Source organism: Nonomuraea sp. NPDC049625 (genome assembly GCF_040675285.1).
GTDB classification, from domain to species: Bacteria; Actinomycetota; Actinomycetes; order Streptosporangiales; family Streptosporangiaceae; genus Nonomuraea; species Nonomuraea angiospora_A.
Window position 1 is genome coordinate 126,584 of record NZ_JBFAOQ010000004.1, and the last position, 22,624, is coordinate 149,207.

Genomic DNA, 22,624 nt, shown 5'->3' on the forward strand with positions numbered 1-22,624 from the left:
CCCCGATCAGGCGGGGTGGTCGAGGAGCGACTCCAGCTCGGCGACCGCGTGGGCGCGGTGGATGTCGAGGGTCCTCACCGCCTCGTCGGCGGCGAGGCGGCGCAGGGCGTCGAGGGTGGCGCGGTGCTCCTTGACGACCCGCTCCCGGTTGCCCGCGTCGCCGTAGTACATCGACCGGTAGGCGTCCGTGGTGTCCCACAGGGTCCTGATCAGGCGGACCAGCCGGGGCATGCCCGCGCAGTCGAACAGCGTCATGTGGAACAGCCGGTTGGCCGTCGCCATGGCCAGCACGTCGCCCGCCGCGGCAGCCCGCTCGACCTCCTTCTGGGCCGACTCCAGCCGGGAGAGGTCGTCGTCCGTGAGCCGCTCGACGGCCCGCCGGACGGCCTCCTCCTCCAGCAGCTCACGGATGCGGTAGACCTCGCGCAGGTCGTCGAGGGAGAGCATGGCGACGCAGTAGCCCTTGTGCGCCTTGTAGGTGACCAGGCCCTCGCCTTCGAGCGTCTTGAGCGCCTCGCGCAGGGGGACGCGGCTGACCTGCAGCTCCTCGGCCAGCGCGTCCTGCCGGATGGGGGCGCCGGGACGCAGGCGCCCGGTGGTGATGGCAAGGCGGAGCTCGCCCAGCACGAACTGCTGGGCCGTCGGCGGCCTGCGTCGTGCCTCGTCCGAACTCATCGCCCCAATATCTCACGAACCCATTCCTCGTCCTCCCCCAGCCGGGGCGGCCGGTGGCGGTAGGAGGGCGGGGTGGCGCTGAGCCGCAGCGGGTTGGCGACCTGGCCGACGCCGTCGAGCCGTACGGAGGGCTCCAGGCCGAGGTCGTCGGCCAGGGCGAAGGCGGCGGCCAGGTCGTTGATCGGGCCGCAGGGCACCCCGGCGGCGGTGAGCGTCTCGAACCACTCGTCGGCCGTACGGGCGGCCAGCGCCGCGTTGAGCTCGGCGACGAGCCCGATGCGGCCGGCGACCCGGTCCGCGTTGGTGGCGTAACGAGGGTCACCGGCGAGGTCCGGGCGGTCCAGCGCCCCGCAGAGGGCCTGGAACTGGCGGTCGTTGCCGGCCGCGATCACGATCGGGCGGTCGGCGGCCTCGAAGACCTCGTACGGGACGATGCTGGGATGCCGGTTGCCCATCGCCTGGGGGACCACTCCGGCGGCGGCGTAGGCGGAGGCGTGATTGGTGAGCGCCGACAGGAGGGACGACAGCAGCGAGACCTCGACGTGCTGCCCCTCGCCGGTGCTGTCGCGGTGGCGGAGCGCGGCCAGGATGCCCAGCCCGGCGTGCAGCCCGGTGATCACGTCCACCAGCGCCACGCCGGCCTTCGTCCCGGGCCCGCCGGGCTCGCCCGTGACGCTCATCAGCCCGCCCACCGCCTGCGCGATCAGGTCGTAGCCGGGCAGCCCGGCACCGGGTCCCGACCCGAACCCGGTGATCGAGCAGTACACCAGCCCGGGGTTGAGCTCGCGCAGCGAGGGGTAGCCGAGCCCGAGCCGGTCCATCGTGCCGGGCCGGAAGTTCTCGACCACCACGTCCGCCCGGGCGGCCAGCGCCCGGGCGACCTCGATGTCCGCGCGCAGGTCGAGGGCGATCGAGCGCTTGTTGCGGTTGACGCCGAGGAAGTACGTGGCCTCGCCGTCGGGCGCGTACGGCGGCCCCCAGGCGCGGGTGTCGTCCCCCGCGCCCGGCCGCTCCACCTTGACCACCTCGGCGCCCAGATCGGCCAGCAGCATCGTGGCGTACGGCCCCGCCAGCACCCGGCTGAAGTCCGCCACCAGCAACCCCGACAGCGCACCGGTGCTGTGTCCAATTGTTCGCTCGCTACGCTCGCTCACGCCGGCGCCCCGAGGTAGACGGTCATCGTGTGGGTGAAGAACTCGCGGGCCGCCCGCCCCTGCTCCTTGGGCCCGAACCCGCTCTGCTTGACCCCGCCGAACGGCACGTACGGGAAGGTCCCGGCCGACTCGGAGTTGATGTGCAGCACGCCGACGTCCAGGCGATCGACCGCCCGCAGGGCCACCCCCAGGTCCCTGGTGAAGATGGCCGCCGACAGGCCGTGGTCGCTGAGGTTGGCCAGCCCCAGGGCCTCCTCGGTCCCCGACGCCCGCACCACGCCCACCACGGGCCCGAACAGCTCGGTACGCCAGAAGTCCACCCCGGTTCCCGGCAGGTCGAGCACGGTCGGCGGCACGAACCAGCCCTCACCGTCGTACGGGGAGGAGCCCGCCAGCGGCTTGGCCCCCTCGTCCACGGCCCGCGCCACCCCGGACGTCACCCGGTCCCGGGCGGCCGAGCTGACCAGCGGGCCCATCTCCACGCCGGGCGACAGGGGGTCGCCGACCACGAGGCGCGCGGCCCGTTCGGCCACCCGCTCCAGCAGCTCGTCCGCGACCGGGGAGGCCACGATGAGCCGCGAGGTGGCCGTGCACTTCTGGCCCGTGGAGCGGAACGCGCCCAGGCAGACCTGCTCGGCCGCGTGGTCGAGGTCGGCGTCGGCGAGCACGACGGAGGCGTTCTTGCCGCCCATCTCCGTCTGCACCGGCTTGCCCAGCTCGCCGCAGCGCGCGATCACGGCCCGCCCGACCGCCGTGGAGCCGGTGAACGAGATCGCGTCCACGCCGGGGTGGTCCACGATGGCCGAGCCGGCCTCGGCCTCGCCGTACACGAGGTTGAGCACGCCGTCCGGCAGCCCCGCCGAGGTCAGCGCCTGCGCCAGCCGGTAGGCCAGCAGCGGCACCAGCGACGACGGTTTCCACACGACGGTGTTGCCGTAGCTGAGCGCGGGCGCGATCTTCCAGGCGGGGATGACGATCGGGAAGTTGAACGGCGTGATCAGCCCGGCCACGCCGATCGGCTTGCGGACCACGAGGACGTTCTCGCCGGGCCGCGGGGAGGCGAAGATCTCGCCGCTCTCCCGGTCGGCCTCGCCCGCGTAGTAGCGCAGGATCCGGGCCGAGCCCCGTACCTCGGCGACCGCCTCGGGCAGCGTCTTGCCCTCCTCGCGGGCCAGCTCGGCGCCCCACTCGTCAGCGGCGGCGTCCACCAGGTCGGCGGCGGCCACGAGCACCGCCGCGCGGGCGTGGTGCGGCATCGCCGCCCACTCCGGCGCCGCCGCACGGGCCGCGGCGACGGCCCGCTCCACCTCGGCTGCGGAGGCGAAACGCCCCCGCGCGACCACTTCACTGGGCCGGGCCGGGTTGGTGTCGGCGAACTCCTCGCCGTCGCCCTCGACCCAGCGGCCGCCGATGAGATTCAGAAGGTCCATGGTCAACGAACCCTAACTGTGCAATATTGGATTTTCAATATTGGATCCAAAATACGGAGGCCATCCGATGATCACCCCGACCGCGCTCTTCGCCATCGACACGCTGCTCACCGAGGAGGAGCGCGAGATCAGGAACACGGTCAGGCGCGTCTGCGACCGGGAGATCCGCCCGAACGTCGCGGAGTGGTTCGAGACCGGCGAGCTGCCGGCCCGCGAGCTGGCCCGCACGCTCGGCTCGCTGGGCGTGCTCGGCATGCACCTGGAGGGGTACGGCTGCGCGGGCATGGGCGCGGTCTCGTACGGGCTGGCCTGCCTGGAGCTGGAGGCGGCCGACTCGGGGCTGCGCAGCCTGGTGTCGGTGCAGGGCTCCCTCGCGATGTACGCCATCTGGAAGTACGGCAGCGAGGAGCAGAAGCAGGAGTGGCTGCCCGCGATGGCGGCCGGCGAGCGCATCGGCTGCTTCGGCCTGACCGAGCCCGACTTCGGCTCCGACCCGGCGGGCATGCGGACCACGGCCAAGCGCGAGGGCGGCGACTGGGTGCTGAACGGCACCAAGATGTGGATCACCAATGGCTCGGTCTCGGACGTGGCGGTGGTGTGGGCGCGTACGGACGAGGGTGTCAGGGGCTTCCTGGTCCCGGCGGGCACCCCGGGCTTCACCGTGAACGACGTCAAGCACAAGATCTCGCTGCGCGCGAGCGTGACGAGCGAGCTGGTGCTCGACGGGGTGCGCCTGCCGGACGCGGCCATGCTGCCCGGCGCGCGGGGCCTGTCGGGGCCGCTCGGCTGCCTGAACGAGGCGCGGTTCGGGATCGTGTTCGGGGCGATGGGGGCGGCGCTCGACTGCCTGGAGACGGCCATCGCGTACGCGGGTGACCGCGAGGTGTTCGCCAGGCCGCTGGCCTCGTTCCAGCTCACCCAGGAGAAGCTCGCCGACATGGCGCTGGAGCTGGGCAAGGGCCTGCTGCTCGCCGTGCACCTGGGCCGGCTGAAGGAGGCCGGGACGATCACCCCCGAGCAGGTGAGCGCCGGCAAGCTGAACAACGTGCGCGAGGCCCTGGAGATCGCCAGGAAGTGCCGCACGCTGCTCGGAGCGAGCGGCATCACCCTCGAATACCCGGTGATCAGGCACTCCGTGAACCTCGAGTCGGTGCTGACCTACGAGGGCACGTCCGAGATCCACTCCCTGGTCCTGGGCAAGGCGCTCACCGGGATCGCCGCGTTCCACTGATCAGAACGTCTGCCAGGTCGCCTCGGTGACCTGGCACGGCCCGCCCTGGTGCACCCGCAGCCGCGCGGCGGAGAGGTCCAGCGCGATCGTCGCGACGGTCTCCCACCGCTGGTTGATCGGCATCGTCTGGTCCGGGTGGGCGCAGACGGGGGCGTCCTCGGGGCCGTGGCTGAGCATGGCCAGCGCCCGCTTGGTGTGGTCGTCGCTGCTCAGGCCCTCGGTGTTGGCCCGCAGGTGCTGGAACCTGGCGTACGTGCTGGGCCGGTCGGTGGAATGCCGCTCGTCCTTGGCCAGCGCGGGGTCGAGGAAGTGGTTGCAGTGCTGCAGCACGCCGTCGGGCTCCGGCGGTATGACCGCGACGCCGGCCGGGGAGATCTCGATCGAGGCCGCGTCCGACGAGGTCACGGCCGTGATGACGGTCGAGGCGGAGACGGTGGCCGAGCGCGCGATGTCGGCGGCCTCCTCCACCGTGGTGGCCTCGTCCAGGATCCTGCGGGCGATCAGGTGGACGGGCACGCCGAGGTCGGCCGTGTCGGAGTCGTGGCGCAGGATGTTGAAGTGGATGCCGAGCCCGGCCGTGTTCACCCCGATCTTGGCCAGCGCCCCGGCCTCGGTGAACGTTCGCACGACGTGCCCCGGACGCGGTTCCAGCTCCCAGAGCATGGGCGCGTCGCGCAGGTGGTCGTGCCAGTCCCACGTCTGCACCGTGCGCGGCGCCTCCCCCGCCCCGGGCAGCACGACGGAGGTGGAGCACTCCCCCTCGCCGGTCGCGTCGATGGCGGCCAGGATCTCCGTGCGCGCGTTGACGACGGCGACCTGCCAGGGCTCCAGGCCGGCGCCGCGCGCGATCCCCGCGATCTCCTCCGCCAGGTGCGGCGCCCAGTCGGCGGTGCGCTCCATGGCCAGCTCGCCCCACGTACGGACCTGCGTCGCGGTGGCGCCCGCGACGGTGAACAGGTCGGTGTAGCCGGAGAGGTTGGCACGGATCGCCCTGCTCCGGTGCGTGCCGAGTTCTTTGCCGCGGGCTCGGGGGTCAATCTGCGTGGACGTGAAGGTGGGGAAAGTCATGAACCATCCATCAGGTCGGCGAGCCTGGGGTTCTCGGCCGCGAACGAGGCGCGGACGCGCGCGTACCGCTCGGCGTCGATGTCCTGGCTCAGTTTGAACATGCTCTTCTCGGTATGCACATGCACCCGAAAAGCCACTACCCCCGGCAAGAGCGCCGCGAACCTCTCCCTGGACGCCGGGGTCGGCTCCCAGGAGGGCGAGCGGAGCGACTCCAGCGCCGTGACGGTGCGCTCCACCACGTCGAGCGCGTCGTCGAGCAGTTCCACCCGTCCCGTCACGTGCACGGCCGCGTAGTCCCAGGTCGGGACGGCCGGGTCGGTCGCGTACACGGTGGGCGAGACGTACCCGTGCGCGCTGGAGAAGACCACGAGCACCTCGGGCGAGGACTCGAAGGAGCGCCAGTGGGGGTTGGCGCGGGCCATGTGGCCGAGCAGCGCGCCGCCTTCGAGCACGCCTTCCTCGAGGATGACGGGGACGTGCGTGGCGACCGGCACGCCGTCCACCGTGCTGACGACCAGGGCGAACGGGTTCCGCCTGACCAGCTCGACCGCCTGGGCCGGGTCCTTGGCGGCGTAACGGGGGAAGACATGCATCGGGCTACTCCACCGCGCTCAGGATCGCGTCCCAGGCGAGCTCCGACGCGAGCGTCCCGAAGCCGGTGGGCTTGACGCTCACCAGGTCCACCTCGTCCGTGGTCATCGCGAACAGCACGTCGCCGTCGTTCATGGTGTGGAACGGCTGGATGCCGCGGTGCATGGAGCTGTGCACCTGGCGGCCCACCTGGAGCAGCTCGATGTCGGTCAGCTTCACGTTCGTCACCATGACGGTCAGCGTGGTGTTACCCATGACGGCCGGGGCCGGGTCGCCGACCATCGCGGCGTAGTCGGCGCCGGGGTGGCGGCGGGCGCCGTCCTCGGCGTGGTAGTTGCCGCGCACGATCCCGCCCTGCCGGTCGACGACCGCGCCGACGGCGTTGACCACGGTCGCCACCAGCACCTTGGCCTCGCCGAACGTGCCGAACGCGGCCCCCTGACCGGCGAACTCCGCCCGGCCGAAGTCCACCTTCCCGGCGCTCGCCGTGCGGCCCGCGCCGCACCGGCCCACCGGGAACTCGCCTTCGACGGCGTTGCGGAGCGCGGCCCGGCCCAGCTCGCCGTCCGGGTAGACGGCGGTCTCCCTGGCCGAGAAGTCGTAGATCACCGCGCCGGACACGAGCTGGAGGTCGTCCCAGCGGGTCCGGTTGTCCCTGCGGGCCAGCAGCTCGTCGCTCACGCCCGCGGCGGCGGCCAGACCGTACACCGAGCCGCCGGCGAAGCAGATGGCGTGGTTGTAGTCGTACCCGCCGCTCATGCCGACCGCGCCGCCGCGCGCGTCCACGGCCGTGCGCGCGCCCGCCGGCACGTGGATCACGGTGCACCCGGTGGGGCCCTCCGCGTACTCGGCCGTGCCGACGAGCACGCCGGGCAGGTCGAACGCGACCGACCCGCGACCGGGGCTGGCCTGCGGGGTCAAAGGCAGGTCCGCGTTGCGCGGGACCCCGGGCGCGAACGCGGACGGAGTTGCAAGCCGGGGCTCATTCGTCACAATGCCTCCAAAAGCTGTTTCGAATACTCGTGAGCGGGGGCCGAGTAGAACGTGGCCGTGTCGGCGGTCTCGACGATCTCGCCCTTGCGCATGACCGCGATCCGGTCGGCGACGTAGCGGACCGCGCCGAGGTCGTGGGAGATGAACAGGGCGCTGAAGCCGTACTCGGCCTGCAGGTCCTTGATGAGATTGAGGATCTGCACCTGCACGGAGACGTCGAGCGCGCTGACGGCCTCGTCGAAGACGATGAACCTGGGCCGGGTGACCAGCGCGCGGGCGATGGAGACGCGCTGCCGCTGGCCGCCGGACAGCTCATGGGGATAGCGCGAGGCGAACGACGCCTCCAGCCCCACGTGCTCCAGCATCTCGGTGACCGCGTCGCCGGCCGGGCGGCCGAGCACGTCCAGCGGCTCGGCGACGCTCTGGCCGACGCGCATGCGCGGGTTGAGCGACCAGTGGGGGTGCTGCAGCACGGCCTGCATCCGGCCCGCCAGCTCGCGCCGCCGCTTGGGGAAGGGGCGGCCGTCGAACCTGACCGTGCCGGACGTGGGCCGCTGCAGGCCGAGCGCGACCCGGCTGCTGGTCGTCTTGCCCGAGCCGGACTCGCCGACCAGGCCGAGCGTCTCCCCCTCCGCGACGGACAGGGACACGTGCCGCATGGCGTCCAGGTGGATGCGCCGCAGCGGCGGACCCGCGGCGAAGGTGACGGTGACATCGTCGAGCTCGAGTATCACGCCGCCACCTCCCCCGCGCGGTGGCAGAGCACGTCCTGGTCGCCCACCCGGACCGGTTGCGGGCGCTCGTGCTCGCAACGCTCCTCCGCGAACGGGCAGCGCGGCGCGAAGGCGCAGCCCGGCGACGGCCCGGTGAGCACGGGCGGGCGGCCGGGCACGGGCTCCAGGCGGACGCCGTGGGCCGCGGCGGCGGGCGCCGACCCGGCCAGCGCCGCCGTGTAGGGGTGGGCGGGATGGCCCAGCACCTCGCGGGCGGGCCCGGTCTCGACGACCCGGCCGCCGTACATGACCGCGACCCGGTCGCATCTGCGGGCGACGGCGGGCAGGTCGTGGCTGAGCCACAGAATGCTCGTCCCGGCCGCGGCGGCCAGGGAGAAGACCACGTTCAGCACCTCCTCGCGCACCTGGCTGTCCAGCGCGGCGGTCGGCTCGTCCGCGACGAGCAACTCGGGCTCGGTGGCCATGGCCATCGCGATGGCCACCCGCTGCGCCATGCCGCCGGAGAGCTGGTGCGGGTACGAGCGCACGACGCGGGGGTCGTCGAGCTTGACCCGCCCCAGGTGGAAGCCCACGTCGGCGCCGCGCCCGAGCACCAGGCGGAGCTGGTCGCCGACGCGCATGGTCGGGTTGAGCGAGGCGATCGGGTCCTGGAAGACGAACCCGAGATGCTGTTTCCGCAGCTGGCGCAGGCGCTTGGGCGGCAGGTCGAACACCGGCTCCCCGGCCACCACGACCTCCCCCTCGCTGCGCCGGGCCGTCCCGGGCAGCAGCCGGCCGACGGCCGAGCCGAGCGTGGACTTGCCGGACCCGCTCTCGCCGACCAGGCCGACGGTCTCCCCCTGCGCCACCTCCAGGTCGGCGCCGTCCAGCGCCCTGGTCTCGGCGTAGTCGATCACCAGGTTCCGCACCGTGAGCAGGCTCATGTCAAGGACCTCGTCTCCCGGGGTTCGAGCCGGTCGCGCAGCCCGTCGCCCACCACGTTGATCGCCAGGATCGCCGCCACGAGCACGACCCCCGGGCCGAGGATCAGCCAGGGCGCGGCGATCATGTAGGTGCCGCCCTGCTGGATCAGCACGCCGAGCGAGGCCTGCGGCGGCTGCACGCCGAACCCGAGGAAGCTCAGCCCGCCCTCGACCGCGATCCCTACCGACAGCGCGTACGTGCCCTGCACCGCGATCGTGCCCGCCACGTTGGGCAGCACGTGCCGCCCGAGCACGCGTGGCAGCCCGGCCCCGCTGATGACGGCCGAGGTGACGTAGTCGCGCTGCGACACGGCCACGGCGGCGGCCCGCACCAGCCGGGTCATCAGCGGGATCGTCACCAGCACGATGCTGGCCAGCGCCGCCGTCTGCCCGGCGCCGAGCACCGCGGCGACCAGGATCGCGAGCACGATGGCGGGGAAGGAGTAGAGCACCTCCACCAGGCGCATCACCAGCTCGTTCAGGTAGCCGCCGCGGTATCCGGCGATGATGCCGAACGTCGCGCTCAGCGCCGCCGTCACCAGCACGGCGACGGACGACAGCAGCAGCGTCGTGCCCACGCCCTCCATGACGCGCGGCAGCACCGAGCGGCCCAGGTTGTCGGTGCCCAGCCACCAGCCGGGCCCCGGCGGCTGCAGGCGCGGGCCGACGATCGCGTCCGGGTCTCCCCCGGCCCCGACCAGCGAGCCCAGCGCGAACACCACCAGGACCGCCAGGCAGACGAGCCCGCCGATGGACAGCCGGTCCAGCTTCCTCATGAACGCCTCCCCGCCAGCACGCCCAGCCTCGGGTCCAGGACCCCGACGAGCAAGTCGATCAGCACGTTCATCACGATGAACACCGCTGCCGCCAGCAGAACGCCCGCCTGCACGACCGCGTAGTCGCGGCGGCCGACGGCCTGCACGATGTAGGAGCCGACGCCCGGCAGGTTGAACACGTGCTCCACGATGAGCGCCCCGCCCAGCAGGTACGCGGTGATGGTGCCGAGCAGCGTCACCACCGGGGTGGCGGCGTTGCGCAGGATGTGGTGCCGGACGATGAACCACGGCGACTCGCCGCGCCCGACGGCGGCCGTGACGTACGGCTCGACCAGCACCCCGAGCACGGCGTCCCGGGTGGTCCTGGCGGTGACGGAGATGGCGAACACCGACAGGACGGCGGCCGGCAGCACCATCGTGGCCAGGTTCGCGGCCGGGTCCTGGGTGAAGGGCACCCACGTGCCGACCTCCAGGCCGAGCGCGTACCGGGAGAAGACGAACACGACCAGGCTGCCCAGCACGAACTCCGGCACGCTGACGCCGAGCCCGCTGAGCAGCCGCCCCGCCGCGCCGCCGCCGCCCGGCGAGCGGCCTGACTGGGAGCGCACGGCGGTGAGCACGCCCAGGGGCACCCCGGCCAGCGCGCTGGCGACCACGGCCAGCACGGTCAGCTCGCCGGTCACCGGCAGCCGGGCCAGGAGCTCCGCGCCGACCGGCTGGCGGCTGATCATCGAGATGCCGAAGTCGCCGCCCGCGACGGCGGCCAGCCAGTGCCCGTACTGCATGAACACCGGCTGGTCGAGCCCGTAGCGGGCGGCCAGCTCCACCTTCTGCTCGGCCGTGGCGAACGGGCCCAGCACGGTCTCCGCGAAACCGCCGGGCATCAGGCGCACGGCCGTGAAGATCAGCACGGAGACGCCCAGGAGCGTGGCGGCCGAGCTGAGCGCCCGGCCGGACCACCACATCAGCAGGCGCATGGTTACTGGGTCTTCTTCACGCGGGCGTCGGCGATCAGGCGCAGCACGTTGCCGTACCCCTCGGTGGCGTACAGGCTGGGGCTGAGCGCGTCGGTCCGGAACGCGATCGTGGCCGGGCGGGTGACCAGCGGGATCATCTGCGCGTCGGTGTCGGCCTTGGCGCAGACGGCCGCCAGCGCCTTGTCGCGGGCGGCTCCCGCGGGCTCCTTGCCGGCCGCGTCGATGAGGGTGTTCAGCTCCTTGTCGGGCTTCATGAAGCCGACGTTGAAGCCGGCCGTCTCCGGGTTCCACCACTTGGTGACCATGCCGGGGTCGGCGTAACCGGCGAACCAGGACATCGCGGCGTCGAACTCGGCGGGCGCCTTGCCGTACACCTTGCCCGACCAGCTCGCCTCGTCCAGCTGCTCGATCTTCATGGTGATGCCGGCCTGCTGGAGGTTCTGCTGAATCACCTGGGCGACCGCCGGGGCGGGCTCGGTGGAGAAGATGCTGAGCGTGAACGTCAGGTTCTGGGCGCCCGCGTCGGCCAGCAGCTTCTTCGCCTCGTCCACGCTCTTGGACGCCGACGGCAGCGCGGCCGGGTCGCACGCGCCCGGCAGGCCAGCCGGGGTGACGGCCGTCGGCTTGCCCTTGCCGCCGAGCGCCACGTCGGCGATCTGCTTCGGGTCGAGCGCGATGGCGACGGCCTGGCGCACCCTCGGGTCGGCGAACTTGGAGCCGGCCGCCTGGGTGTTGAGCATGAGGTAGTAGAAGTCCGTGGTGGCCTGGGTGACGACCTGGACGTTCTTCGCCCCGGCCAGCATGGTCGCCGAGTCGACGTTGCCCAGCGTGGCCAGGGCGGCGCTACCGTTCTGCAGGGCGGCGATGCGCGCGGCCTCCTCGGGGGCGATCGTCACGTTGACGGCGTCGGCGGCCGGCTTGCCCTTGGCCCAGTACTTGTCGTTGCGCTTGAAGGTCCACGACACGTCCTGGCGGTGGTTCTCCACCACGTACGGGCCGGTGCCGAGCAGCGTCTTGGCCGGGTCGACCGACTTGTCGTCGATCTCCTTCATGGGCAGGACAGCGGCGGGGATGTTGGCGAGGGCGGCCAGGAACGGCGTGTACGGCTCGCTCAGGGTGACCTTGACCGCGCGGTCGCCGTCCTTGGCGACCGACTTGACCGGGCCGAGCTGGCCGCGCCAGACCGACTTGGAGGCCAGCAGCCGCTTCAGGCTGCCCACCACGTCGTCGGCCGTCATCTCGCGGCCGTTGGAGAAGGTGACGCCGTCGCGCAGGTGAAAGACGTACGTCTTGGGGTCGGGGGTGTCCCACTTCTCGGCCAGCATGGGCTGCACGCTGAAGTCGGGGCCCACCATGACCAGCGTCTCGTAGGACAGCGAGAGCAGCTGCCAGGTGGTGGCGACGTCGGCGAGCTGCGGGTCGTACCCGGTGGCGGCGCCGCTGTCGATGTGCACGGCCAGGTTGAGCGTGCCACCGGTGGGGAGCGACGGGTCGGCTGTGGCGAGGTAACCGGTCGGATTGGGCTGGTCGGGGGCTGTGGCGGGGGTGGTGGTCGTTCCGGTGGCGGCGCAGGCCGAGGCCAGCAGAGCTGCCATGACACCGCAGGCCAGGCGTATGGGACGCATGGGCCTCTTCTCCTCTAGTGGCAGGAACGTTCGGCGGCGCTCGGCGGGACGTCGAGCGTGGGGTTGCGGTCGAAGAACCCGACCGGCTTGAGTACGAAGCCGCACGTGTCGACCGGCATGATCGGCCAGTCCTCCGTGCGGGGGAAATGTGTCAGGCCGAACGTGTGCCACAGCACGATGTCCTGCCCGTCGATGTCGCGGTCGGCCCTGGTGTAGGTGGGCAGGCCCGCGCCGCCGGGATGCTGGTTGACCAGGTCACCGGCAGGATAGCGCTCTGCGGGATGGTACCGCGTCACCCACAGATGCCTGGTCGCGAACTCGGCACGCCTGCTGATCGACGACTCCGGGTGCGCGAGCAGGGCCGGCTTGCCCTCGGGGTACAGGGCGTAGCCGACCGGGCGGCCGAGGCGGTTGCGTACGTCGGGGTTGACGACATGCCAGGTGCGCTCCCTGGCGAGGTCGGCGTCGCGCCGCCCCTCCCCCTCGGTGCGCAGCCGCTTCACGGCGCGGCCGAAGGCGTTCCCGTACGGGCTCTCGACCGCGACCGCCTCCACCTCGTCGACCGCGTTCGCCACGCCGTCCACCGTCATGTCCAGCCGGGCGCTGAACAGGTGCTGGTGGTACGGCGCCGCCAGCCCCGGCGCGACCTCCGAGCTGTAGGGCGCGGCGCGGTCGTCGTAGGCGCCGGTGAAGACGATGCCGGTGGCCTTGACCTCCAGCTCGATGGTCCCGTCGAGGTAGAGGTACCAGTAGAAGCCGTAGTCGTAGTTGCCCACCGTGACGAAGAACGAGATCACCAGGCGCCGCTGCCTGCGGGTCTCCCTGGAGCCGTTGGCCGGATCGGTGTGCTTCCACAGCACGCCGTAGTCCTCTTCGTGCATGCAGATCGCGTTCGCTATCACCTTGGGCACGCCGGCGCCGTCCGTCACGACGGCGTCGAAGTACGTGATCTCTCCGAGGCAGTCGCAGCCGAGCTCCAGGGAGTTGGCCAGCTTGCCGAGCTGGTACTCGCCGGTGTCGAAGTAGTTCTGCCAGAACCGGATCGGGCTCGGGTCGCCGTACGGGACCAGCATCTCCGCCACCGACGCCCGGTAGACGATCGGCCTGACGCGGCCGTCGTCCTCGAAGCCGAGCTGGTGCAGGGTGAGCCCTTCGCGCATGTCGTAGCCGAGGCGCAGGCTCCACTTCTCCCAGGTGACCAGGGGACCGTCGACCGTGAAGCTGGGACCGTCCGGCTGGGTGATGTGGATGGGCTTCTGCGTGGTCCGGTGCGGGCCCAGGTGGTAGTCGCCGGGCTCGGCGGGGATCGGCTGGGGGCCGGTGTCCACCATCTCCATGACCTCGCCCTTGAGCAGGTCCACGTACGCGACCAGGCCGTCCACGGGGTGGGCCCACGGGAGGCTCTCGGGCGTGGGCATCAGGTGCGCCAGCACCCTCGCCACCCGCCGGCCCTTCTCCTTGGGGAGGCCGAAGTTGCCCGCGCTCAGCGCGGCCAGGTAGACGCCCGCCGGGTCCTCGATCCCCCGGCGCCGCAGCGCCTCGGCCCAGGCCGGGTCCTCCCGCAGCACCCGCCTGACCAGGGCGTGCTCCTCGTCCAGCATGGGCACCTGGCCGTCGGTGACCGGGTCGATGGGCCTGCGCTCCTCGACCGTGGCCGTGGTGATCGACACGATCACGTCCTCGGCCGTCTCGGTGGCCAGGTCCAGGAGGAACGCGCGGGCCCGGCGTCCGACGGGGGCGCCCGGCTCGTACGCCAGGACCTCGCCCTTCGGCGGCTCCTCGAGGCCGAGGTAGGACACCCGCACCGTGTCGGTCAGCAGGCCCTCCTGCATCAGGATCCGCCTGACCTCGTCGATCTCCTGCGCGGCGAGGGGGTCGAGAGGATGGGGGTGCTTCCCGGTGGTCAGGTGCAACGTTCCGCCCCTTTCTGATGCCGGAACGTTCCGGCAAGGTTTGGGCTAACTTAGTTGCGACCCCCGGACGGAGACAAGACCCAACCGCCACCCGAAACAGACCGTTTACCGAAGCCCCCACCACCCACGCGGACCTCCACCCGCCCATGGGTCGCGCCACCCGACGAGGGGGAACGCCGGACGGCCCTTGCACCTCGTGAGACGCGCAGACCGCCGGAAGCCCCACCACACTGGGAACGCCGAACCACCGGAGGGCCCCGCTGCGCGCGAGACGCGCAGACCGCCGGACGGCCCCACCACCCGTGAAACGCGCAGACCGCCGGACGGACTGGCCACACGGGAAACACCGAGGCCACCGAAGAACCCCCGTCACACTGGAAACGCCGAACCGCCGGAGGGTCCCGCCGCGCGCGAGACGCGGAGACCGTCGGGCGGTCCGGTGGGGGCGCGGCGGCTCGCTCGGCGGAAGTGGGCGATCAGGGCCGCTAGCATCGGGGCGTGCGAGCAGACGAGGGGCGCGAGCGGGCAGGCGTGCGCACGGAGGAGCCGGTCACGATCCTCACCGTCGCCAGGGAGGCGGGGGTGTCGAAGACGACGGCCTCCGACGCGCTGCGCGGCTCCGGGCGGGTCTCCGAACGCACCCGGGAGGCGGTCGCGCAGGTCGCCGAGCGGCTCGGCTACGTGCCCAACGGCTCGGCCAGGCACCTGCGCAAGGCCAGCACCGGCACCATCGGCCTGCACGTTCCCGAGGTCCTGACCCGCTCCTCCTACTACATGTCGTTCGTGTTCGGCGTGGTGGAGCAGGCGGCGCGGCACGACTACGACGTCACGCTGATCACGTCCGGCCAGCGCCGCTCACGGCCGCCGCGCGTGGACGGCCTCGTGCTCGGGGACCCGCTGGGAGGCGACCCCGTGGTGGAGAGCCTGATGGCGACGGGCCTGCCGACGGTCTCGTGCGAACGCTTCCCCGGCTCCCGGCAGGCGGACGGCGTGGTGTGGTCGGAACACGCCTCGATGCTGGGCCGCCTCCTCGACCACCTGCGCGAGTCGGGCGCGTCACGACCGGCACTCATCGTGGCCGGGGACGAGAGCGACTGGGCGGCCAGCGTGCACCGGGGCTACCTGGAGTGGTGCACGGCACACGGGGTGGTGCCGCTGGTGCGACGGGTGTCCTTCGACGCCTCGGGCGACGAGGTCCGCGCCGCCGCCCGCGCCCTCCTCGACACCGCCGGGGGCTCCGGCCGAGGCGCCGACCTAGGGGCTGAACAGGACGACGACCGCTCCACCGACCGGGGGGCCGGGCGGGGTGAAGGCTGGTCCGTCAGGCGGGACGACGGTCAGGGGCGGGGCGAGGCGGTCTTGGGGCGGGGCGGGGACGGGCCTTTGGATGCCCTGGTGTGCGCACCGGCCGGGGCGGCGACCGAGGTGGCGCCGCTGCTGCGGGAGGCAGGCGTGAACGTGCTGCTCGCCTCATGCGTCGACAGCGCCGCCACCCGCCAGTCCGATCCGCCGATCACCGCGATCGACCTGCGACCGAAGGAGGCGGGGGCGAGCTGCGCGGAGTTGCTGTTCGAGCTGCTGTCCGGGGCCGCGCCCCTGGGCACGGAGCGTGTACACCCGATAGAGCTCTCCATCCGCGCCTCGACCCGCCCCCGCCCGTAGCAGCGGCTCAGCCGAAGTTGACGTCGCTGCAGAAGTAGAACGACTGGTCCATGTGCGAGGCCTGCCAGATCGTGTAGATCACGTGACGGCCGGTGCGCGAGCCCTTGCTGATGTTGTTGATCATGTACACGTCACCGGGCGCGTACTTGGGGGTCGTGCGGACCAGCTCCAGGTTGTTCCAGCCCAGGGGCGTGGTGAGGGCGTTGTAGCCCTGGCGGGTGATGTAGACCCTGATGTAGTCCGCACCGTGCCTGGCCTGGTCGTTCAGACGGATGTTGAAGGTGCTGCCGGTGAGGTTCGCCATCGTCCAGGCCCCTGGCTTGTCCATGGAGCGGTAGCGGCCGCCTTCGGTCAGGCCGGCGCTGCACAGCTGGCCGTTGGGGATGACCGCCTCATGGTTGCCGGCGACCCCGTTGCGGTAGAGGCCGTTCCAGTTCCACATGGCGTTGGTGTTGTCCTGCCACGCCTGCCAGCACATGGGGTCCTGCTGCTGCATGGCTGGGTTCTGGAAGTCGTTGCCCCAGCGCAGCCAGCAGCCGTAGTTGCGGGAGGCGGGGTCGACGACCGAGCCGTGTGCCGAGGCGGACTCGGCCAGGGGGACGGCGAAGATCATCGCCGTTGTCAGCAGCACCGCGAGGGCGCGCCGCGCCCAGCGGTGGGGTCCGGCTTGGGGCATAGTGCGATCTCCGTGTTCCGGTCGGGGGATTCCGGGAAGGGGAGCGCTCCGCGAGGCGACCGTATCTGACCCCACAAGTCCACACAAATGACGGGCTATGTCAGCTCATGGTCATCGCTCCGCACACCCAGGTCGGCGTGCCGGATGAGCAGCGGAAAGGGCTTTCCCACAAAGCCGCCAGATTGACTGAAACTTTCAGCTTTTGTCCGGTCCGGAGGTGATGTATCAATACGTGACTGCGTCAAAACTTAAAGTGATGAGATTTGGGGAAGTAGCATGTGGGCGAGGGCAAGGTTCCCGATACTTGGTGGGTGACCGCAATGGCGACGATCGAACCGGCGGGACGCACGGCATTTCCCAGTGCGCCGTTCACTGTCGACGACCTGCTCGAGTTCCCCGACGACGGGAACCGCTACGAGCTCTTCAACGGAAGCCTACTGGTGAGCCCTTCCCCCACATCTCCCCACCAGCGCGCCATCTATCGGCTGCAGCGCATCCTCGACGATGCTACGCCGCCCGAGCTGGAGCCCCTGGCAACCGTCAATCTCCGCGTCTCCGACAAGGACTACTACATACCTGACCTTGTCATCGTGCCTGCAGGCACCGATCAGCTCATGTACTCGCCGGAAGAACTCCTGCTTGCGGTGGAGGTTGTCAGCCCGAGCACCAAGAGTAGGGACAGGGGCCTCAAGACCGATGCATACGCAGCGGCGGGCATCCCCAGCTATTGGCGAATCGAGTTGGATGAAGGGCCGACGCTCTACGCCTACGAACTCAACGGCGCCAGCTACGACCCGCCGACCGCCTACAAAGCAGGTGCCGTTGCGAACGTGACGAGACCTTTCCCCGTCAATTTCGATCCTGCCGATCTCGTGTTCGATCCTGCCGATCTGGAGCGCCCACGACGCTGACCCCTTATCTCATCCCGTCGTGAGCCAGAGGCGGAGTAGGTGGCGGCGGCGGGAGGGGTCCGGGTGGTCCTCGTAGGCGGTGCGGCTGTGCAAGGTCACGTGGTTGTTGAGGAACTGCAGGTCGCCCGGCCGGAAATCCATGGTGAGCGTGAAGCGGGGGTCGTTGGTCAGGTCGTCGAGGAGGGACATGGCCTCCTCCTGCGCCCGGGTGAAGGGCGGCACGGTGGCGCCGCGCTGGGCGGAGCGTAGGTAGTCGGGGCCGTACGCGATGGACACCCCGCCCTCAGGGCGAGCCGCGCAGATCGGCTTGGTGTAGAAACTGTCGGGGCCGTCGCCGGTGCGGCGGTCGTGCCACCATGGCTCGTAGAGGACCTCGGCCAGGTCAGGCCGGGTGCGCACGACCTCGTTGTGCACCGCCACGGAGCTGACGACGGCGCTGAGGCCGCCGGATTTCGCCGGGCGGACGCAGAGGAGGGCCACGACGTCGGTCGGGTCGCTGTGGTAGCCGAGCCGGCCGCTGTGCTGGTAGCTCTTGGTCCGCGCATGGGACGGGTCGGCGCCGGTGTCGCGTACGTGCATCAGCGGCGCTCCCTCCGGGGGCTGCGGGACGATGCCGCCCACGTGGGAGGCGAGGCCGAGGGCGGCCGTCTCGCACTGGCGCTCGCTCAGCCCTTCGACGGGCACCCCCTGGATCAGCGCGAAGCCGCGGCCGTGCGTGAGCTCGTCGCGCACCCGGCGCAGGACGGGGCCGAGCGTCGGCAGCCGGAAGCTCTCTCGCGACACCTCGCTCCCCGCCGCAAGCACTTCCTGCCGGCGCGCCTCCGTGACCTCGCTCCCCGCCGCGTGCACTTCCCGCCGGTGCGCCTCCGTGACCTCACTCCCCGCCGCTTGCGCTTCGTGCCGGCGTGCCTCCGTGACCTCACTCCCCGCCGCTTGCACGGCGGCGAGCACCTCCTGCCGGTGCGCCTCCGTGAGCCGGATCCGCCAGCTGTCGTCGCCTCTCAGCTCCGACCCCAGCCACTCCCCCGGGCCCAGCACCTCCGCCACCGCCATGGCGTGACACCACCTCTCGATCGGCAGACCGTTCGAGAATCACCTTGCCCTTCCGGATCGGCCCAGGCAGCCCCGCATCGCCCACGGCATAACGTCTTCACCCAGGGCGGAACTCCTCGGACGGCGTCGCCGCCCGGGCTGCCAGTGAGGTGTAGACGGTCACCTCGTCCGGCTGGACCAGCCCGTCCTGGATGGCGCAGATGAGGAGTTTCTCCTTGGTCGGCGCGGGGCGGCCGGCGGCGGCGTACTTGACCCTGGCGCGGTCGATGTACTGGCGCACGGTGCGCTCCTTGATGCCCATCCTGGCCGCCACCGACGCCTTCGACATCGACTGGAACCAGAAAAGCAGCGCCGCCCGCTCCTTGTCGGACAGCTGCGGCCGGTGCGGGCCCTCGTCCGTGGCGATCGCCTGGGCCATGGGCGGCGTGACGGACGGCCGGTCGGCCGCCACCTCCAGGATGGTCTCCAGGCAGGACTCCCGGGTGGCCCGGCCCTTGCCGATGAACGCCGACGCCCCCGCGTCCAGCACCGCGCGCACCGTCTCCGGCTCCTCGTGCTCGGAGAAGACGATGACCCGCTGGCCGCCCGCGCACAGCTCGGCGACCCGGTCCACGACCATGGTGCCGTTGAGGTTGAGATCCAGCAGGAGCACGTCGGCCTGCACGCCCCGTACGGACTCGATGGTCGGCCCCTGCGCGACCAGCTCCACCGGGCTCGGCGGCCCGAACCACGACCTCACGCCGTCCACCACCACCTGATGGTCCTCCACCAGGGCGACCGTCACGCGTCCCGCCGCTCCGCCGGCGGGCCCTCCCAGATGCTGTTGACCCATACCTCCCCTCCCTGCCGCTGATAGGTGACGACGACCCCGCTCGGCTCCCGTACCGGGGTGGCGCTGACGGGCAGGTCGTCGTTGTCGGCCACGACGGCCACGCTCACCATTGTGGACATCGCGGACACCGTGACCCTGGCCCGCGATCTCGCCCCGTCCAGCGCCCGTACGGGTGCTCTGAGCAGATCCTCCCGTACGCCGTCCGGCAGCGCGGGCATGCGCTCCCCGAACGGCGGCGCCGTCACCAGGACCTGGCGCCGCTCGGCCGCGTCGATGCGCTCGCGCAGCACCGAAACCAGCTCGTCCGGTACGTCCTCCCGCTCCGTGATGAGCCGCCGCAGCCGCATGGCCCCGGCCGTGCAGTCCTCGCGTACGCGGGGATCCCCCGGGTCGGCCCCGTCGGCGAGCTGGTCGAGCAGCGACTCCGCCACGTCACGGATCGCGGCGTAACGGCGGATCCGGTCGGCGTGGATGCGCTGGGCGGACTCCCGCCAGGCGTCGTCGGCGGCCAGCCGGCGGGCCAGCAGCGCGGCGTCCTCGGCGCGGACGCGCAGCGTGTGGCAGCCCGCCGCGTAGCCGAGCTGGAGCGTGATGCTCCCCACCATGACCATGAGGTATTTGGCGATGGAGACCCGGTCGTCGGTCCCCGTCACGATCATCGCCGTCAGCATGATCCCGGCGTTGAGCGCGAGGAACGCGATCAGCTCGCGCCGCCAGGCCGGCCGGTTCCACAGGAGCAGGACGCCGACCCAGCCCACCGAACCCCACCCCCAGTCGCTGGGGCCGAGCAGGTCCTCGGGGCGGCAGGACACGATCACCGCGATGTCCGCGGCCAGCACGACGGCGGCCAGCACGCGGGCCCTGGCCGGCCCCTCGAACGCCGTGACCAGCGATCGCGCCGCGATCACGACGACCGCCGTGTAGGCGATCCAGGCCACCGCCACCAGCCACGGCCAGCGGAAGGCCGGCCAGCCCGAGACGGTGACGGTGAGGTCGTAGCCGGTGTGCCAGACCGCCGTGATCACGACCGCGCCGATCGCGGTGTAGCGGGCGTACCGCTGCGCCACCTCTTCGATGTCATCGGTCATGGCCGCCCCCAACGCCGCGAGCTGCCCCCGGGCCGCAGATGCCGCCGGTCATGGCCGCCACCACAGGCTCACCCGGGTGCCCTGGTCGCCGGACCGGATGTCGGCGCCCGCGTTCGGGAGCGAGCGCATCGTGTCGAGGATCGACCCGCGCACGCCGAACCGGTCGGACGGCACCCGTTCCATGTCGAAGCCGCCTCCCGCGTCCGCGACCTCCACCCTGATCTCGCCGTCGGACCGGCTGGAGACCAGCTCGGCCTCGCGCACCCCGGCGTGCAGCGCCACGTTCGCCAGCGCCTCGGTGACCGCGCGGGCGAACCGCTCCGCGACCTCCCCCGGCACCGTCTCCGGCGTCAGCCGCCTGCGGACGTCCAGCCCCGTCACCCGGCCGGCCACCTCGTCGAGCAGGGCGTCCAGGGCGATGGGCGCGGACTCGGCGCTCGGCCGGTCGCGCAGCTTCTCCAGCGCCGCCAGGTCGGCCACCGCCTGCCGGCGCAGGGTGGGCGAGGGCTTGTCGTACGTGCCCAGCCCGACCATCGTCAGCGTGTGCAGCGACGTCTCGTGGACGCTGCCGACCTGGCGCAGCTCGTCCTCGCGGCGCAGCCGCTCGACGATGAGCGCGATCTCGGCGCGCGCGCTCTCCCGCAGGAACGCGTCCGCCGAGGCGGCGGAGCGGCGCAGCAGCGTCATCAGCAGCGCGATGCAGAGGATCTGCACGAGGTGGATCCCCAGCGTCCCGGCCACCTCCTGGTCCGGGGCCGCCAGCCGCATCCCGGCCAGGTACGCCCCCGCCACGACGAGCCCGACGGACACGGCCACCCACGGCCGCCACGTGACCCCCGATACGACGATGGTCATCGTCACCAGCCCCGCGATCCAGCTCGACCCGCCCTCGAGCGCGGCCCCGCCGACGAGATGGCCCTGCGCGAGGCAGAGGGCGACGGTGATGACCGCGTCACCGGCCACCAGCCAGGCCGGAAGCCGCCGGCCGCGCCAGGCCACCCACAGGAACAGCCCTGTCCACACCAGGTCGACCGCGAGCGCGGGCGCCAGCCACGCGACGGACACCGGTGGAACGGCGCCGAGGGTCGCGGCGACGATCGCCACGAACCCCACCACACCCCGTGCCCCCGCACCGGTGCGCGCGATGGTCCGCTCCATGTGCCTGGTCGCGGAGTCGTATCTCGTGGAACCGGGGAGAGACATGAGCCGCCCGCTCGCGATGACAGCACAAGACGGGCTTCACAATAACGTAAGAGCGTCTCTGTGGCGCCGGGTGGAGACATGGATCGCATCGTCATTTCCCTCGTGCCGGCTCTGCTCGCGGTGTTGACCGCCTCTCCGCACCCTCGCTCCCCGCGCGTCCCGCGGCACGACGGCTGATCGGCCGTCATTCGCTACGACGGCCGATCAGCCGTCAGTCGCGTCCGCTCGGCAGCGCGTGTACTGGGCTGCGGGTCGCGACGATGCGACGAGAGGGGACCTCATGACCTTGCTGGTGATCTCGATCCTGGTCGGCTGCCTGTCGGTGATGACGGCCCGCGGCCGCCGGGGGAACTGGCCGCCCGGCATGCCGGTGGCCCGGCCGCGCCTGGTGGCGGTGGGGGGCACGTACGAGGGCTCGCGCGGGCGGCCGTCGGACGCGTACGTCATCCAGGAGCGGCTGGTCGCGGCGGCCCGCGGCGCGGCCGGCGGCGGGGCGGCCCACACGGCCGCGGCCCTGGCCCTGGGCGCCGTGGTCGGCGCCAGGCCGAAGTACCAGGAGAACCTGGACGAGTGCGCGCAGGCGGCGCATCGCGCCGTGCGGACCGCGTCCCTGCGCGGCGGCGCGGGGTCCGCCCTGGTCACCAGCCTGGACGTGATCGTCCTCGAACCGGGCGAGAGCCCGCGCCTGCGCTTCGCGCACGTCGGCGACGGCGCGATCTGGCACTGCCCGAAGGGCGGGCGACCCCAGCAGCTCACCACGTCGCACTCCTTCGGCGACGGCCCGCCGTTACGCGGGATCGGCTTACCCTCAGAGCTCAACCCCGAGGTCGGAGCCGTTCCGCTCCGTCCTGGCGACCGCGTCGTGGTCGTCACGAGCGGCGCGATCAGGGCGCTGGGGGCGGCGCGCATGAAGGAGCTGGTCACCGGGGGGATGTCGCCGAGCGCGTGCCTGGACCGGCTGTACGACGAGATGGCCGCGGCCGACCCCAAGGACGACGCCACGGTGATCATCGCCGACTACGCCACCGCCTGAGACGCCCGCGCGGGCCGGGATCCGGCTAGGCAGAGGT

The 22,624-nt window shown here is 72.0% G+C and carries 21 protein-coding genes; 4 read left to right on the forward strand and 17 right to left on the reverse strand.

Annotated features, from left to right (window positions below):
• Nucleotides 1-6: 6 nt before the first annotated feature.
• From AB0J87_RS19020 to AB0J87_RS19030, 3 genes are read right to left on the reverse strand one after another with little or no spacing between them, the layout of a single operon-like run.
• Complete coding sequence (locus tag AB0J87_RS19020; protein WP_363966803.1) at nt 7-675, reverse strand: GntR family transcriptional regulator; 669 nt, start codon at nt 673-675, stop codon at nt 7-9.
• Nucleotides 672-1,829, reverse strand: a complete 1,158-nt coding sequence (locus AB0J87_RS19025) for a CoA transferase (RefSeq protein ID WP_363966805.1) — start codon at nt 1,827-1,829, stop codon at nt 672-674. The genes AB0J87_RS19020 and AB0J87_RS19025 overlap by 4 nt, the downstream gene beginning before the upstream one ends.
• Complete coding sequence (locus tag AB0J87_RS19030; RefSeq protein ID WP_363966807.1) at nt 1,826-3,259, reverse strand: aldehyde dehydrogenase family protein; 1,434 nt, start codon at nt 3,257-3,259, stop codon at nt 1,826-1,828. The genes AB0J87_RS19025 and AB0J87_RS19030 overlap by 4 nt, the downstream gene beginning before the upstream one ends.
• 67 nt (nt 3,260-3,326) lie before the next feature.
• Here AB0J87_RS19030 and AB0J87_RS19035 point away from each other — a divergent pair, with 67 nt between their 5' ends.
• Nucleotides 3,327-4,490 carry an acyl-CoA dehydrogenase family protein gene (locus tag AB0J87_RS19035; RefSeq protein ID WP_355201148.1) on the forward strand — a complete coding sequence of 388 codons (1,164 nt, stop codon included), beginning with the start codon at nt 3,327-3,329 and terminating at the stop codon, nt 4,488-4,490.
• Here AB0J87_RS19035 and AB0J87_RS19040 read toward each other — a convergent pair whose 3' ends face one another.
• Genes AB0J87_RS19040 through AB0J87_RS19080 form a run of 9 tightly spaced genes read right to left on the reverse strand, consistent with a single transcriptional unit; the run spans nt 4,491 to nt 14,129 of the window.
• Nucleotides 4,491-5,558, reverse strand: a complete 1,068-nt coding sequence (locus AB0J87_RS19040; protein ID WP_363966809.1) for a C45 family peptidase — start codon at nt 5,556-5,558, stop codon at nt 4,491-4,493.
• On the reverse strand, nt 5,555-6,151 hold the full coding sequence (locus AB0J87_RS19045) for an FMN-binding negative transcriptional regulator (RefSeq protein WP_355201152.1): 597 nt from the start codon (nt 6,149-6,151) through the stop codon (nt 5,555-5,557). The genes AB0J87_RS19040 and AB0J87_RS19045 overlap by 4 nt, the downstream gene beginning before the upstream one ends.
• Nucleotides 6,152-6,155: 4 nt before the next feature.
• Nucleotides 6,156-7,142, reverse strand: a complete 987-nt coding sequence (locus AB0J87_RS19050; protein WP_363966811.1) for a P1 family peptidase — start codon at nt 7,140-7,142, stop codon at nt 6,156-6,158.
• On the reverse strand, nt 7,139-7,876 hold the full coding sequence (locus tag AB0J87_RS19055; protein WP_363966813.1) for a dipeptide/oligopeptide/nickel ABC transporter ATP-binding protein: 738 nt from the start codon (nt 7,874-7,876) through the stop codon (nt 7,139-7,141). Before AB0J87_RS19055 ends, AB0J87_RS19050 begins: the two co-directional genes overlap by 4 nt.
• Nucleotides 7,873-8,799 carry an ABC transporter ATP-binding protein gene (locus AB0J87_RS19060; RefSeq protein ID WP_363966815.1) on the reverse strand — a complete coding sequence of 309 codons (927 nt, stop codon included), beginning with the start codon at nt 8,797-8,799 and terminating at the stop codon, nt 7,873-7,875. The genes AB0J87_RS19055 and AB0J87_RS19060 overlap by 4 nt, the downstream gene beginning before the upstream one ends.
• A complete protein-coding gene (locus AB0J87_RS19065; RefSeq protein WP_363966817.1) occupies nt 8,796-9,614 on the reverse strand; it encodes an ABC transporter permease in 819 nt (272 codons plus the stop codon). Before AB0J87_RS19065 ends, AB0J87_RS19060 begins: the two co-directional genes overlap by 4 nt.
• A complete protein-coding gene (locus AB0J87_RS19070; protein WP_363966819.1) occupies nt 9,611-10,591 on the reverse strand; it encodes an ABC transporter permease in 981 nt (326 codons plus the stop codon). The genes AB0J87_RS19065 and AB0J87_RS19070 overlap by 4 nt, the downstream gene beginning before the upstream one ends.
• Before the next feature lie 2 nt (nt 10,592-10,593).
• Nucleotides 10,594-12,216 carry an ABC transporter substrate-binding protein gene (locus AB0J87_RS19075; RefSeq protein WP_363966821.1) on the reverse strand — a complete coding sequence of 541 codons (1,623 nt, stop codon included), beginning with the start codon at nt 12,214-12,216 and terminating at the stop codon, nt 10,594-10,596.
• Nucleotides 12,217-12,230: 14 nt separating this feature from the next.
• Complete coding sequence (locus AB0J87_RS19080; RefSeq protein WP_363966823.1) at nt 12,231-14,129, reverse strand: primary-amine oxidase; 1,899 nt, start codon at nt 14,127-14,129, stop codon at nt 12,231-12,233.
• Between the two features lie 498 nt (nt 14,130-14,627).
• On the opposite strand from AB0J87_RS19080, the gene AB0J87_RS19085 reads away from it, so the two are divergent.
• Nucleotides 14,628-15,791, forward strand: a complete 1,164-nt coding sequence (locus AB0J87_RS19085) for a LacI family DNA-binding transcriptional regulator (RefSeq protein ID WP_363966825.1) — start codon at nt 14,628-14,630, stop codon at nt 15,789-15,791.
• Nucleotides 15,792-15,798: 7 nt separating this feature from the next.
• On the opposite strand, the gene AB0J87_RS19090 is transcribed toward AB0J87_RS19085, so the two are convergent.
• Nucleotides 15,799-16,467, reverse strand: a complete 669-nt coding sequence (locus AB0J87_RS19090; RefSeq protein WP_363966827.1) for a lytic polysaccharide monooxygenase — start codon at nt 16,465-16,467, stop codon at nt 15,799-15,801.
• 320 nt (nt 16,468-16,787) lie between these two features.
• On the opposite strand from AB0J87_RS19090, the gene AB0J87_RS19095 reads away from it, so the two are divergent.
• Nucleotides 16,788-17,378 (forward strand): Uma2 family endonuclease, encoded by a 591-nt coding sequence (locus tag AB0J87_RS19095; protein WP_363966829.1) that lies wholly within the window; start codon nt 16,788-16,790, stop codon nt 17,376-17,378.
• 9 nt (nt 17,379-17,387) lie between these two features.
• Here AB0J87_RS19095 and AB0J87_RS19100 read toward each other — a convergent pair whose 3' ends face one another.
• The 4 genes from AB0J87_RS19100 to AB0J87_RS19115 all read right to left on the reverse strand — a co-directional run bounded on the left by AB0J87_RS19100 (nt 17,388) and on the right by AB0J87_RS19115 (nt 21,509).
• Nucleotides 17,388-18,431: a TauD/TfdA family dioxygenase gene (locus AB0J87_RS19100; RefSeq protein ID WP_363966831.1), complete on the reverse strand. Its 1,044-nt coding sequence runs from the start codon at nt 18,429-18,431 to the stop codon at nt 17,388-17,390.
• Between the two features lie 97 nt (nt 18,432-18,528).
• A complete protein-coding gene (locus AB0J87_RS19105) occupies nt 18,529-19,215 on the reverse strand; it encodes a response regulator (protein WP_363966833.1) in 687 nt (228 codons plus the stop codon).
• On the reverse strand, nt 19,212-20,351 hold the full coding sequence (locus AB0J87_RS19110; protein ID WP_363966835.1) for a hypothetical protein: 1,140 nt from the start codon (nt 20,349-20,351) through the stop codon (nt 19,212-19,214). The genes AB0J87_RS19105 and AB0J87_RS19110 overlap by 4 nt, the downstream gene beginning before the upstream one ends.
• A 48-nt stretch (nt 20,352-20,399) precedes the next feature.
• Entirely contained in the window at nt 20,400-21,509 is a 1,110-nt protein-coding gene (locus AB0J87_RS19115; protein WP_363966837.1) for a hypothetical protein, read from the reverse strand.
• Nucleotides 21,510-21,834: 325 nt separating this feature from the next.
• Between AB0J87_RS19115 and AB0J87_RS19120 the strand changes: the two genes are divergently transcribed.
• On the forward strand, nt 21,835-22,587 hold the full coding sequence (locus tag AB0J87_RS19120) for a SpoIIE family protein phosphatase (RefSeq protein ID WP_363966839.1): 753 nt from the start codon (nt 21,835-21,837) through the stop codon (nt 22,585-22,587).
• Nucleotides 22,588-22,624 lie beyond the last annotated feature (37 nt).